The organism is Streptomyces sp. NPDC018029, assembly GCF_044327655.1.
In the GTDB taxonomy this organism is placed as follows: Bacteria; Actinomycetota; Actinomycetes; order Streptomycetales; family Streptomycetaceae; genus Streptomyces.
Map to the genome: position 1 here is coordinate 1 of NZ_JBIRFV010000009.1, position 12,806 is coordinate 12,806.

14 protein-coding genes are annotated in these 12,806 nt (G+C 72.0%); 10 read left to right on the forward strand and 4 right to left on the reverse strand.

Annotated features, from left to right (window positions below; genetic code table 11):
• The first annotated feature begins 374 nt into the window (after nt 1-374).
• The 6 genes from ACH4D5_RS26415 (at nt 375) to ACH4D5_RS26440 (ending at nt 5,376) form a co-directional block, all read left to right on the forward strand.
• Nucleotides 375-1,151 carry a metallophosphoesterase gene (locus ACH4D5_RS26415; protein ID WP_398307115.1) on the forward strand — a complete coding sequence of 259 codons (777 nt, stop codon included), beginning with the start codon at nt 375-377 and terminating at the stop codon, nt 1,149-1,151.
• Nucleotides 1,152-1,224: 73 nt separating this feature from the next.
• Nucleotides 1,225-1,665, forward strand: coding sequence for an SRPBCC family protein (locus tag ACH4D5_RS26420; RefSeq protein WP_398307117.1), 441 nt, complete (start codon nt 1,225-1,227; stop codon nt 1,663-1,665).
• 148 nt (nt 1,666-1,813) lie between these two features.
• On the forward strand, nt 1,814-2,995 hold the full coding sequence (locus tag ACH4D5_RS26425; RefSeq protein ID WP_398307119.1) for an ArsA family ATPase: 1,182 nt from the start codon (nt 1,814-1,816) through the stop codon (nt 2,993-2,995).
• Between the two features lie 34 nt (nt 2,996-3,029).
• Nucleotides 3,030-3,467 carry a DUF5304 domain-containing protein gene (locus tag ACH4D5_RS26430; RefSeq protein WP_398307121.1) on the forward strand — a complete coding sequence of 146 codons (438 nt, stop codon included), beginning with the start codon at nt 3,030-3,032 and terminating at the stop codon, nt 3,465-3,467.
• A gap of 52 nt (nt 3,468-3,519) precedes the next feature.
• Nucleotides 3,520-4,473 carry an ROK family glucokinase gene (locus ACH4D5_RS26435; RefSeq protein ID WP_398307123.1) on the forward strand — a complete coding sequence of 318 codons (954 nt, stop codon included), beginning with the start codon at nt 3,520-3,522 and terminating at the stop codon, nt 4,471-4,473.
• Between the two features lie 138 nt (nt 4,474-4,611).
• Nucleotides 4,612-5,376, forward strand: coding sequence for an endonuclease/exonuclease/phosphatase family protein (locus ACH4D5_RS26440; RefSeq protein ID WP_398307125.1), 765 nt, complete (start codon nt 4,612-4,614; stop codon nt 5,374-5,376).
• 28 nt (nt 5,377-5,404) lie between these two features.
• On the opposite strand, the gene ACH4D5_RS26445 is transcribed toward ACH4D5_RS26440, so the two are convergent.
• The 4 genes from ACH4D5_RS26445 to ACH4D5_RS26460 all read right to left on the reverse strand — a co-directional run bounded on the left by ACH4D5_RS26445 (nt 5,405) and on the right by ACH4D5_RS26460 (nt 8,631).
• A complete protein-coding gene (locus ACH4D5_RS26445; RefSeq protein WP_398307127.1) occupies nt 5,405-6,367 on the reverse strand; it encodes a CU044_5270 family protein in 963 nt (320 codons plus the stop codon).
• Nucleotides 6,360-6,980, reverse strand: a complete 621-nt coding sequence (locus ACH4D5_RS26450; protein WP_398307129.1) for an RNA polymerase sigma factor — start codon at nt 6,978-6,980, stop codon at nt 6,360-6,362. Before ACH4D5_RS26450 ends, ACH4D5_RS26445 begins: the two co-directional genes overlap by 8 nt.
• Before the next feature lie 207 nt (nt 6,981-7,187).
• Entirely contained in the window at nt 7,188-7,859 is a 672-nt protein-coding gene (locus tag ACH4D5_RS26455; protein ID WP_398307131.1) for a hypothetical protein, read from the reverse strand.
• Entirely contained in the window at nt 7,852-8,631 is a 780-nt protein-coding gene (locus tag ACH4D5_RS26460) for an alpha/beta hydrolase (protein ID WP_398307133.1), read from the reverse strand. Before ACH4D5_RS26460 ends, ACH4D5_RS26455 begins: the two co-directional genes overlap by 8 nt.
• A 169-nt stretch (nt 8,632-8,800) precedes the next feature.
• Between ACH4D5_RS26460 and ACH4D5_RS26465 the strand changes: the two genes are divergently transcribed.
• From ACH4D5_RS26465 to ACH4D5_RS26480, 4 genes are all read left to right on the forward strand, one after another.
• Nucleotides 8,801-9,568: a lysophospholipid acyltransferase family protein gene (locus tag ACH4D5_RS26465; RefSeq protein ID WP_398307135.1), complete on the forward strand. Its 768-nt coding sequence runs from the start codon at nt 8,801-8,803 to the stop codon at nt 9,566-9,568.
• Nucleotides 9,569-9,615: 47 nt separating this feature from the next.
• Nucleotides 9,616-10,854 carry a MacS family sensor histidine kinase gene (macS, locus tag ACH4D5_RS26470; RefSeq protein WP_398307137.1) on the forward strand — a complete coding sequence of 413 codons (1,239 nt, stop codon included), beginning with the start codon at nt 9,616-9,618 and terminating at the stop codon, nt 10,852-10,854.
• 68 nt (nt 10,855-10,922) lie between these two features.
• Complete coding sequence (locus ACH4D5_RS26475) at nt 10,923-11,576, forward strand: response regulator (RefSeq protein ID WP_398307793.1); 654 nt, start codon at nt 10,923-10,925, stop codon at nt 11,574-11,576.
• A 134-nt stretch (nt 11,577-11,710) separates the two neighbouring features.
• A complete protein-coding gene (locus ACH4D5_RS26480) occupies nt 11,711-12,748 on the forward strand; it encodes a 6-phosphofructokinase (protein WP_398307139.1) in 1,038 nt (345 codons plus the stop codon).
• Nucleotides 12,749-12,806: the final 58 nt, after the last annotated feature.

Sequence of the window (12,806 nt, forward strand, 5' to 3'; positions counted from 1 at the left end):
GGCATTTCTACGGACGATGTCGGTCAGATTGCCGTCCGCAGGGACCTCGTACAGGGCCGGAAGGCTGAACTCGCGCAAGACTGCTGCTCCTACATAGGGCGCCGGCGCCACGACGTTGTGTGCTGCGACGGTGCGGTCCAAGATCGGGCAGGTGCTCAGTCGAGTGGGGGCTGAGCACTACTGGACTGCCCGGACGTTACCCATCGGTATGGCTGGTTCGGTAGGGGGGCAGGGCCAGATGTTCGGTGCGTCACACGTCGTTCTGGTCTGAATCGCACAGTACGCCACGGTCTTCCTGACTCGGAAGTAACCGCAGGTCGCACACTGTCAAGAGCCCCTACCGCCCGCCGGGCGACCGTCCTAGGGTGATCGGCATGCCAGCTTTCCGGGTCAATGTGGTCAGTGACGTGCACGGCAACGCCGAGGGCCTCGCCCGCGCGGGTGACGGCGCGGACGCGCTCGTCTGCCTGGGCGACCTCGTCCTCTTCCTCGACTACGCCGACCACTCGCGCGGCATCTTCCCCGACCTCTTCGGCCCGGCGAACGCCACCAGGCTCGTCGAGCTGCGCACCGCCCGACGCTTCGACGAGGCCGGCGAATTCGGCCGGAAACTGTGGGCCGGCATCGACACCGACCGGAAAACGGCGATCGAACGCGCCGTCCGCAAGCAGTACGCCGAAATGTTCGCGGCCTTCCCCACCCCGACCTACGCCACCTACGGCAACGTCGACATCCCGACCCTCTGGCCGGAGTACGCGCGCCCCGGCACCACCGTCCTCGACGGCGAGCGGGCCGAGATCGGCGGCCGTGTCTTCGGCTTCGTCGGCGGCGGCCTGCGCACCCCGATGCGTACGCCCTACGAGATCAGCGACGAGGAGTACGCCGCGAAGATCGAGGCCGTCGGCGAGGTCGACGTCCTGTGCACGCACATCCCGCCGGACGTGCCCGAGCTCCTCTACGACACCGTGGCCCGCCGCTTCGAACGGGGCAGCCGGGCGCTGCTCGAAGCGATCCGCAGGACCCGTCCCCGGTACGCCCTCTTCGGCCACGTCCACCAGCCGCTGGTCCGGCGTATGCGCGTCGGCGCGACGGAGTGCGTGAACGTCGGGCACTTCGCGGGGTCGTCCAGGCCCTGGGCCCTGGAGTGGTGACCACGCGGCGCGCGGTAGCCTTCACGCGGTACACACCCCTCTGTCCCGGACCGCATCTGGAGGAGCCACAGCGATGGCGGAACACACCAGCTCGAGCATCATGATCGAGGCGGCACCGGCCGAGGTCATGGGAGTGATCGCCGACTTCGCTCGCTACCCGGACTGGACCGGGGAGGTGAAGGAGGCCGAGGTGCTCGCCACCGACGAGCGGGGCCGCGCCGAGCAGGTCCGCCTCGTCATGGACGCCGGCGCGATCAAGGACGACCAGACCCTCGGCTACACCTGGACCGGCGACAACGAAGTCAGCTGGACCCTCGTCAAGTCCCAGATGCTCCGCTCGCTGGACGGCTCGTACCTCCTCAAGCCCGTCGGCACCGGCACCGAGGTCACCTACCAGCTCACCGTCGACGTCAAGATCCCCATGCTCGGCATGATCAAGCGCAAGGCCGAGAAGGTCATCATCGACCGCGCACTGGCGGGCCTGAAGAAGCGCGTGGAGTCCGGCACGGCGTAAGGGGGGAGCGGGGCGCAGCCCCGACTCCCAGGGGCGCGGGGAACTGCGCGAGCAACCACACACAACCGGAAGCCGCCGAGGCACCCCGCCCCCCACGGCGAGTGGGCGCCCCCGCACCCCGCAACGCGCTCCCGTACCGTTCCCCCTTATGCGCACCCTCCTCGTCACCGGCCCCGGCGGCTCCGGCCGAACCACCGTCGCCGCCGCCACCGCGCTCGCCGCGGCCCGCGCAGGCCACCGGACCCTCGTGATCTCCGCCGACCGCGCCGACACCCTCGATACGGCGCTCGGCACCGCGCTCGGCGCACCGGACGCGCACCCCGGACTCACCGCCCACCGGCCCGACGCCGACGACCGCTTCCGGGACGACCTGCTCGCCCTGCAGGAACGTGCCGCCTCCGCCCTCGACCTGCTCGGCGCCGAACGCCTCGACGGCGAGGAGCTGACCCCGCTGCCGGGAGCCGAGGAGCTGGCCCTGCTGCGCGCCCTGCGCGACGCCGCCCGCGACGACGCGTACGACACCGTCGTCGTCGACCTGCCGCCCACCGCCAAGGCCCTCGCGACCCTCGCGCTCCCCGAGCAGCTCCGCCGCTATCTGCGCCGGCTGCTCCCGCCCGAGCGGCAGGCGGCCCGCGCCCTGCGCCCCATGCTCGGCCGCCTCGCGGGCGTCCCGATGCCCGCCGCCTGGCTGTACGAGACCGCCGCCCGCAGGGAGGACGACCTCGCCGCCGTCCAGCGCGTGATCGAGGCCCCCACCACCACCGTCCGCCTGGTCGCCGAACCCGGCCCCGCGGGCGCCGACGCCGTCCGCACCGCCGCCACCGGCCTCGCCCTGCACGGCCTGCGCACCGACCTCCTGGTCGCCAACCGCGTCCTGCCGGACGCGACCTCCGACACCTGGCTGGCCGGCCTCTGCGCCCAGCAGCACAAGACGCTCACCGAGTGGGAGTCTGCGTACGACCATGTCGCCAGGGTCCGCCACCTCGGCCGGGACCCGCGCGGTGCCGACGACCTCGCCGCTCTCGGCCTCACCGCGCCCGCTCCCGGCACCCCGGACACGGAGCCCTGGCCCGTCACCGACGCCACCGCCGACGACGGCGGCCGCGGCCGCGTCTATCTGTGGCACATCCCGCTGCCCGGCGTCGCACGCGACGAGCTCGGCCTCATCCGGCGCGGCGACGAACTCGTCGTCACCGCGGGCCCCTTCCGCCGCATCGTCCCCCTCCCTTCCGCGCTGCGCCGCTGCACCGTCGCGGGGGCCGGCCTGCACGAGGGCGAGCTGCGGGTCCGGTTCACGCCGGACCCGGACCTGTGGCCGTCCGGACGGTGAACGCCCCACCGCCATTCGGGTAACGTCGAGTGGCATGAGCGATGCCACCGGGCACGAAGCCCCCGAAGCCGACGCCAACGCCTGGGAGCAGGCGTGCGCCGAGGATCTCGCGGCGGAGCAGGCCCGCCGCCGCGCGCAGTACGGTCCGCAGCCCGGCTCGGCGGCCGAGGAGCTGCGCAAGCTCGTCGACGCGGTCTCGGAGAAGCTCTCGGGACTGCAGACGCCGCTGCTCGGCGCGGTCGCGCAGGGCGCCGTCGAGCAGACCCTGAAGCAGGTCGTCAGGGAGGCCAAGGCCGTCGTCGAACCGGTCATCGAGCGCAACCCCGACGTCTTCGACCACCTCGCGGCGGCCGGCTCCGAACTGCTCGCCGCCTACCGCTCCGCGGTCGAGGGCCAGGAGAGCCGCTGGACCCGCGGCGGGGATCGCAAGGACGACGGTCCCGCGGCGGGCGAACACATCGATCTGGACTGACCCCCCTCGGGTACGGTGGGCCGTAGCGGGGCTCGATCGAACTGAGGGATTCATGGGACTCACCATCGGCGTCGACATCGGCGGCACCAAGATCGCGGCCGGAGTGGTCGACGAGGACGGCAACATCCTCTCGACCTTCAAGGTGCCGACCCCTGGTACTTCCGAGGCCATCGTCGACGCGATCGCCTCCGCGGTGGCGGGCGCACGGGCCGGACACGAGATCGTCGGCGTCGGCATCGGCGCCGCCGGATACGTCAACCGCCAGCGCTCCACGGTCTACTTCGCGCCGAACATCGACTGGCGGCAGGAGCCGCTCAAGGACGAGGTCGAAAAGCGCGTCGGCCTGCCCGTGGTCGTCGAGAACGACGCCAACGCCGCGGCGTGGGGCGAGTACAGGTTCGGCGGCGGCAAGGGCCACCGCAACGTCATCTGCATCACGCTCGGCACCGGCCTCGGCGGCGGCATCATCATCGGCAACAAGCTGCGCCGCGGCCACTTCGGCGTGGCCGCCGAGTTCGGCCACATCCGGATGGTGCCGGACGGCCTGCTCTGCGGCTGCGGCAGCCAGGGCTGCTGGGAGCAGTACGCCTCGGGACGCGCCCTCGTGCGGTACGCGAAGCAGCGCGCCAACGCCACCCCGGAGAACGCCGAGTACCTCCTCTCGCTCGGCGACGGCACCCCCGACGGCATCGAGGGCAAGCACATCTCGATGGCCGCGCGGCAGGGCGACCCCGTCGCCATCGACTCCTACCGCGAGCTGGCCCGCTGGGCGGGCGCCGGCCTCGCCGACCTGGCGTCGCTCTTCGACCCGTCCGCGTTCATCGTCGGCGGCGGCCTCTCGGACGAGGGCGAGCTGGTCCTCGACCCGATCCGCAAGTCCTTCAAGCGCTGGCTCGTCGGCGCCGCCTGGCGCCCCGAGGCCCAGGTCATCGCCGCCCAGCTGGGCAACAAGGCGGGGCTCGTCGGCGCGGCGGACCTCGCGCGGGAGCCCGATCCCGTCATGTGACCCCGTGAGGGGGGCGCCGTCGATCGCGCTGCGCGCTCGTCCTCAAACGCCGGACGGGCTGGATATCCTCAGCTCGTCCTCAACGCCGGACAGGCCGGATACCTCCAGCCCGTCCGGCGTTCGCGTATCTTGATCGCCATGCCGACGAGCCCGAGCTCCACGCTCCCCGACTCGCGCACCGAATCCGACGGTTCGGCCGTCATCCGGGTGCTCAGCTACAACATCCGCTCGATGCGCGACGACACCGCCGCGCTCGCCCGGACCATCGCCGCCTGCGCCCCCGACCTCGTCCTGGTCCAGGAGGCGCCGCGGTTCTTCCGCTGGCGCAAGAAGCTGGCCCGCCTCGCGCGCGCCGCCGACCTGGTGATCCTCTCCGGCGGCGGCAGCGCGGCCGGACCCGCGCTGCTCTGCTCGCTGCGCGCCACGGTCGAGCGCACCGAGGACGTGCTGCTGCCGCTCACCCCAGGGCTGCACCGGCGCGGCTTCGCCACCGCCGTCGTGCGCTTCGGCGGCGCCCGCCTCGGCGTCCTGAGCTGCCACCTGAGTCTCCAGTCCGACGAGCGGTACGCGCAGGGCGGGATGCTGCTCGACCGGCTCGCCGGGATGGGCGTGGACCACGCGGTCGCGGGCGGCGACCTCAACGAGCGGCCGGGCGGCCGCACCTTCCGCAGGCTCGCCGAGGGGCTCCAGGACTGCTGGGCGGCCGAGCCGTGGGGCGGCGAGAACACCTCGACGCCCGACGACCCGCACCAGCGCATCGACGCGATCTTCGCGACCTCCGGGATCGAGGTCCTCGGCTGTGGCGTGCCGTCGGACCTGCCCGGGGTGAGCCAGGAGGACCTGAGGGCGGCCACGGACCACCTGCCGGTCCTGGCCGCCCTCAGGGTTCCCCCCTCCCGGTGAGGCCCACGAGGCGAGCGCTCGGTGAGACCTAGGGGCGCTGCCTCACCTTGTCGACGATCGCCCACTCGACCGTGTGCGACAGCTGGACGTACGTCTTCTTGCCGTCGCGCGAGACCCGCTCGTCGCGGAAGCCCAGGAATTCATAGGACCTCGCGTCGAAGATGAGGTACCGGCCCTTGAACTGGCCGGGGTAGGCGATCCCCACACTGGTACGCCCGGCGGAGTCCTTGATCCCTTCGACCGTCTTGACGCCGGGCACGAGCGCCAGCCCTTCGTAGGCTGCGGCGCGCAGGCCTTCGGGCAGCATCGGCGCCTTCAGGAGCTCGCCCAGCAGGAAGTAGGCCTGCCACCGGTCGTCCTCGGTGAGGTCGCTGATCGACCCGCCGGAGCCGCCCGCGGAGACGATGGCAGGGACGAGCTTCTCGGGGTCGGTGGGCAGCTTCTTCAGCTCGTCCCACCTGCGGGGCGGCCACACGCTCTCGTTCTCGCCCAGGGGCTCCTCCCACATGATCTTGCCGAGCTCCATGCTCAAGGAGCGCTGTGAGCCGTCCACCGAGTCCCACATCTCGTCGGTGTACGTCCTGACCTCGCCGGTCTTCTGCTCGGTCTCCTTGATGATCCGCTTGGAGTAGATGAACTGGCCGTCGCGAGGCACCGCGGTCCGCTGCTCGTGCCTGCGCTCCCAGGCGGCCGCGCCGTTGAGCACCTTCGACGCGGCGACGTTGGCCACGTTCGGGGAGTCGGTGGCGGGCGGCTTGGCCTGCTGTCCTTCCTGCGCGCCGTCGACGGTGACCAGGACGGTCGCGGCCACCGCGGCCGTCACGAGGCCGGTGAGGGCGATGCGCAGCACGCGCCGGCGTCCGGGCGGCCGTACCGCTGCGGGCGGTTCGTTCATCGCGGCGAACAGACGCACCCGCGCGCGGTGGCGCGTCTCGTCGTCCAGCGGGGGAGCCCCCGCCTCCCAGCCGCGCAGTTCGTCGAGCTCATTCATGGGCGTGTGCCTCCTGGAAAGCTGTCGGATCGGATCCGCCCAGTGCTTCGCGCAGTGTCCTGCGAGCCCGGTGCAGCCGTGACCTGACGGTGCCGACGGGCACCCCAAGGGCCTGGGCCGCCTCCTCGTAGTTGAGGTCGGCCCACGCCACCAGCAGCACCACGTCGCGGTGGCGCGCGGAGAGCCCGGCCAGGGCCCGCGCCAGGTCACCGCGCACCCCCTCGGCGCCCGCGCGGGCGACCGCGCGGTCGGCGACCGGCTCCTCGTGCGGCACCGGGGCGGGGACCTGCGCGAGCGCCTTGAAGCGGCGCGCCTCGGCCCTGCGGTGTCGGCCGATGAGGTTGGTCGCGATGCCGAACAGCCAGGGGCGGGCGTCGGCCCGCGCCGGGTCGTACCGGTGGCGCTGCTTGAAGGCGGTGGTGAAGGTCTCCGCCATCAGGTCTTCCGCCGCCTCGGGGCCGAGCCGGCGGGCCGCGTACCGGTACACGGAGTCGGCGTGCCGGTCGAAGAGGACGGCGAACCGCTCGGGCTCGTCCCGCGACCGCTCGATGGACCAGGCGTCACTCTGCTCGTGCTGCCCCGTTCGAAGGGGGACGCCGGGTTCGACGGTCATCGGGGCTCCTTTCGTTCGTCGATACGCCTCGAAGGCTTGGGCTCGTTCGGTGGTTCACCTCTCCTTCGCCGCCGGGCGGGATCGGGTTCCATCGGCGTCGTGGCATGCGTGCGGCGTCGTGACGTGTGTGCCGTGCCGTGCCGTGCCGTGACATGCGTGAGGCCCGTCCGGAACAGTTCCGGACGGGCCTCACGCGGGCCGGGTGGTTCAGACGACGGCGCCGCGTCCCGGGTCGTCGTCCTCCTCGTCGTCGCCGCTGTTCATCCGCATCACCAGCGTCGCGAAGCCGCCGAGGAAGCCGCCGATGCCGAGCGTGGTCAGCCACCAGGTCATCTGCCAGCCGAGCAGCACGGCGAGCAGGACGAGCAGCGGGCCGCCGAGCACGGCGAGCCAGGCGAACTTGGCCGTCACGTCGGCCTCGGGCAGCGGCGGCGGCTCGGGCGGCACGAAGTGTCCCTCGTCGCCGGCGTCGAAGTCGTCGTCGGAGGGGTCGGGCGTGGTGTAGTCGCGCGGCCCGCCGACCGTCGATCCGCCGGCCATCGGCCCGACTCCGGGCGCGAACGAGACGGAGCTGCCGAGCGGCTTGTCGGTGCCGGACTTGTCGTCCGCGCCGGGCTCGGCGGGGCTCTTCAGCGGGCCGGGACCGCCGGGGCCGTCCGCGGGGCCGTTCGTCTCCGTCTCCAGGAGGGCCAGGTCCTCCACCGACTTGAAGGGCTTGGCGCCCGGCGGGTCCGCGGGCTCCTCGCCGTACCCCGCGACGATCGCCTGCCAGGCGGCGTCCTCGTCCAGCGGGACCCCGTCACCGGGGACTCTGCTCTTCTCCGGGCTCTTCTCCGGGTCGCGACTCTCGTCGCGGTCCGCCGCCTCGTGCTCAGCCACCGGTGGCCGTCCCTTCCTTGCCGACGCTGGGGGCGAGCCGGGCGATGAACGCGTAACTCTCCTGGAAGATCCGGTCCGCGTCGTAGTCCAACGTCGCGACGTGGTAGCTCTGTTCCAGCAGGATCTCCTTGACGTCCGTGGAGGAGACGCGGCCGAGGATGCGGGCCGAGTCGGCGGGCGGCACCACGTGGTCGCGCGGGCTGTGCAGCACCACCAACGGCTGGGTCACCTGCGGCAGTTCCGCGTCGACCAGGCGGAAGAAGCGGCGCAGGGAGTGCGCGGCGTGCAGCGGGACCTTGTCGTAGCCGATCTCGACGGAGCCGGGCTTGGCGATGTCGCTCGCGATGCCGTTGGTCGTCGTCACGAAGTGCCGCACGACCGGCAGCGCGTGGGCCGCGACGCCGTGCACCTTGTTCCCCGGGTTGACCAGGACGAGGCCGCTGATCGCGTCCCCGTGCTTGGCGGCCAGGCGCAGGGCGAGCGCGCCGCCCATGGACAGCCCGAAGACGAAGACCTGCTCGCACCGGTCGAGGAGGCCCCGCAGCTCGCGCTCCACCTCGGCGTACCAGTCCTGCCAGCCGGTGACCTGCATGTCCTCCCAGCGGGTGCCGTGCCCGGGCAGCAGCGGCAGCGAGACGGTGAGGCCGCGCTCCGCCAGGTACTCCGCCCAGGGGCGCAGCGACTGCGGGGATCCGGTGAAGCCGTGGCAGAGGAGGACGCCGACCTCGCCGCCTTCGTGGCGGTACGGCTCGGCTCCGGGGAGGACCGGCACCTTCGGTCTCCTTCGTGAGATGTGACGAGGGGATCAGGGGGGTTGCGAGGAGTACTTCACCGTACGCGACCGGACTGACACCGACCAGGGTCGTCGGGCCCATTGGCCGTACCCCGGGTTAAGGTCTGATCCACAGAAACAGGAGGCACTCGGTTTGATCTACGGCGCAATGAAGGTTGCCATCGGAGGGCCGCTGAAGCTCGGCTTCAGGCCCTGGGTGGAGGGCCTTGAGAACGTCCCCGCCGAAGGCCCCGCGATCCTGGCGAGCAACCACCTCTCGTTCTCGGACTCCTTCTTCCTTCCCGCGGTCCTCGACCGCAAGGTCACCTTCATCGCCAAGGCGGAGTACTTCACCTCGCCCGGCGTGAAGGGCAAGCTCACCGCGGCCTTCTTCAAGGGCGTGGGCCAGCTCCCGGTGGACCGCTCCGGCGCGCGCGGCGCGGGCGAGGCGGCCATCAAGAGCGGCATCGAGGTCCTGGAGCGCGGTGAACTCTTCGGCATCTACCCCGAAGGCACCCGCTCGCCCGACGGGCGCCTCTACCGCGGCAAACCGGGCGGTCTCGCCCGCGTGGCCCTCGCCACCGGCGCGCCCGTCCTCCCCGTCGCGATGATCGACACGGAGAAGATCCAGCCGCCGGGCAAGGTGATGCCCAAGCTGATGCGGCCCGGCATCCGCATCGGCAAGCCGCTCGACTTCCGGCGCTACCAGGGCATGGAGCAGGACCGCTTCGTGCTGCGCGCGCTGACCGACGAGGTCATGTACGAGATCATGAAGCTCTCCGGCCAGGAGTACGTCGACATGTACGCGACGGCCGCGAAGCGCCAGATCTCCGACGCGGCCAAGGCGGCCAAGGCGGCGGACGCACACAAGGACGCGAACAAGGACGGGCACAAGGACGGACACAAGGGCGGGCGCAGGGAACGGTCCGGCTCCTAGCCGCGTCCGTTCAGGGGTGGGGCACACGGGGGCGGGGGTCGGGGGACATGGCCGAGCGCGAGAAAGTCATGAGGATGTCGGTCGAGCAGCCGCTGTGGCGTGCGCTCACCGCGTACCGCGTCCTGACGATGCTGTACGCGATCGGCCTCTTCACGACGGCGCACGAGAAGCTGGACCGGCCCTGGCTGGCCATCGCCTACTACGCGGTGCTCGCCCCCTGGACCCTCGCCACCCTGCCCCGCGTCGCGAACGCGGCGAGCTGCACCAAGCGGTTCCTCGTCACGGATCTGACCGTCGCGATCGTGGGCATCCTGCTCACACCGCTCGCCGACTCGCAGCAGCGGATCGTCGACGGCGGCCCGACACTGCCCTCCATATGGACGGCGGGCTCCGTCCTCGCCTTCGCGATCAAGGGCGGCTGGCGCTGGGCGGCCTCGGCGTCCTTGCTGGTGGGCGTCGCCAACGTGGTGCAGCGCGGCGCGTTCAGCCGCGACACCGTCCACAACGTCCTGCTGGTCTGCATCGCCTCCATCGCCATCGGCTACGTCGTGGAGCTGGCCCGCGCCTCCGAGCGCACCCTGGCCCGCGCCCTGGAGATAGAGGCCGCGACCCGCGAGCGCGAACGGCTCGCCCGCGACATCCACGACAGCGTCCTCCAGGTCCTCGCCATGGTGCAGCGGCGCGGCACCGCCATCGGCGGCGAGGCCGCGGAGCTCGGCCGTCTCGCGGGCGAGCAGGAGGTCGCCCTGCGGACCCTCGTCGCCGGCGGCATGGTCCCCGCCTCGTACGCGTCGGAGGACCTCGCGCAGGGCGCCGTCGTCCGCGCCGTCGAGGTGCCCGACGAGCAGGACGACGACGAGCCCCGCGACCTGCGCTCGCTCCTCACGCGGCACGCGGGCGCGAAGGTGACGCTCTCCGAGCCGGGGGCGCCGGTGCTCCTCGCGCCGCCCGCCGCGAGGGAGCTGGCCGCCGCCGTCGGCGCCGCCCTGGACAATGTCCGCAGGCACGCCGGGCCGGACGCGCACGCCTGGATCCTGGTCGAGGACGAGCCGGACGGGGTGATCGTGACCGTCAGGGACGACGGCCCCGGCATCCCGGAGGGCCGGCTCGCGGAGGCCGAGGGGGAGGGGCGCATGGGCGTGGCCCTGTCGATCCGGGGGCGGCTGCGGGACATCGGCGGCACGGCCGAGCTGATCTCGGTGCCGGACCAGGGCACGGAAGTGGAACTGAGAGTGCCGCGCGATGAGGCGCGGGACACACGGGGGAAGGCAGGAAAGGCGAGATGAACGAGCAGCAGCAACGGCAGGAACCGGCCACCGCGGGGGACGGGGTGACGGTCGGCACGATCAAGGTCATGGTCGTCGACGACCACCCCATGTGGCGCGACGCCGTCGCCCGTGACCTCGCGGAGGCCGGCCTCGACGTGGTCGCCACCGCGGGCGACGGCGAGCAGGCCGTCCGCCGCGCCCAGGCGGTGGCGCCCGACGTCCTGGTCCTCGACCTGAACCTGCCGCTGAAGCCGGGCGTGCAGGTCTGCAAGGAGCTGGTCGGCGCCAATCCGGCGCTGCGCGTCCTCGTCCTCTCCGCGAGCGGCGAGCACGCGGACGTCCTGGAGGCGGTCAAGTCCGGCGCCACCGGCTATCTCCTGAAGTCGGCGTCCACAGAAGAGCTGATCGACGCGGTGCGCCGCACGGCCGTCGGCGACGCCGTCTTCACCCCGGGCCTCGCGGGCCTGGTCCTCGGCGAGTACCGCCGGCTGGCCACCGAGCCCGCGGCCGGCACCCCGGACGACCCGAAGGCCCCGCAGCTCACCGACCGCGAGACGGAGGTCCTGCGCCTGGTCGCCAAGGGCCTGAGCTACAAGCAGATCGCCGAGCGCCTGGTCATCTCGCACCGCACCGTGCAGAACCACGTCCAGAACACCCTGGGCAAGCTCCAGCTGCACAACAGGGTGGAGCTCGTGCGGTACGCGATAGAGCGCGGCATCGACAGGCCCGACGACGCGTGACCCCTCGTACGGGTGAAAGCGCGTGATCAACTCCCCAGTGCGGCACAGGAATTGACCATTCGCACCGTCCCTGAGTGACCTGGATCACCATTAGCGTGACTCGCATCAGGTCACTGAGGCGAAGGGACTGTTCCATGGGGGCCAAGAAAATTGGCGTACTGACCGGAGGCGGCGACTGCCCCGGGCTCAACGCGGTCATCCGGGGCGTCGTCCGCAAGGGCGTGCAGGAGTACGACTACGACTTCGTCGGGTTCCGGGACGGCTGGCGCGGGCCGCTGGAGGGCGACACCGTCCAGCTCGACATCCCGGCGGTCCGCGGCATCCTGCCGCGCGGCGGCACCATCCTCGGCTCCTCGCGCACCAACCCGTTCAAGGTGGAGAACGGCGTGCGCCGCATCAAGGAGAACCTCGCCAAGCACGAGGTCGACTCCCTCATCGCGATCGGCGGCGAGGACACGCTCGGTGTCGCCGCGCGCCTCACCGACGAGTACGGCGTCCCGGTCGTCGGCGTCCCGAAGACCATCGACAACGACCTCTCCGCCACCGACTACACCTTCGGCTTCGACACGGCCGTCGGCATCGCGACCGAGGCGATCGACCGCCTGCACACCACCGCCGAGTCGCACATGCGCGTCCTCGTCGTCGAGGTCATGGGCCGCCACGCGGGCTGGATCGCCCTGCACTCGGGCCTCGCGGGCGGCGCCAACGTCATCCTCATCCCCGAGCAGCGCTTCGACGTCGACCAGGTCTGCGCGTGGGTGACCTCGCGGTTCAAGGCGTCGTACGCCCCCATCGTCGTCGTCGCGGAGGGCGCGATGCCCAAGGACGGCGAGATGGTCCTCAAGGACGGGACGCAGGACTCCTTCGGGCATGTCCGGCTGTCCGGAGTCGGCGAGTGGCTGGCCAAGGAGATCGAGGGGCGCACCGGCAAGGAGGCGCGCACCACGGTCCTCGGCCACGTCCAGCGCGGCGGCACCCCGAGCGCCTTCGACCGCTGGCTCGCCACGCGCTTCGGCCTGCACGCGATCGAGGCGGTGCGCGACGGGGACTTCGGCAAGATGGTCGCCCTCAAGGGCACGGACATCGTCCGCGTCCCGATCGCGGAGGCCACGGCCCGCCTCAAGACGGTGGACCCGGCGCTGTACGCGGAGGTCGGCGTCTTCTTCGGCTGACTGTTCCGGCTGCGGGACGGCCCCCCCGGGTGCCGTCCCGGAAACCGGTCAATAGACT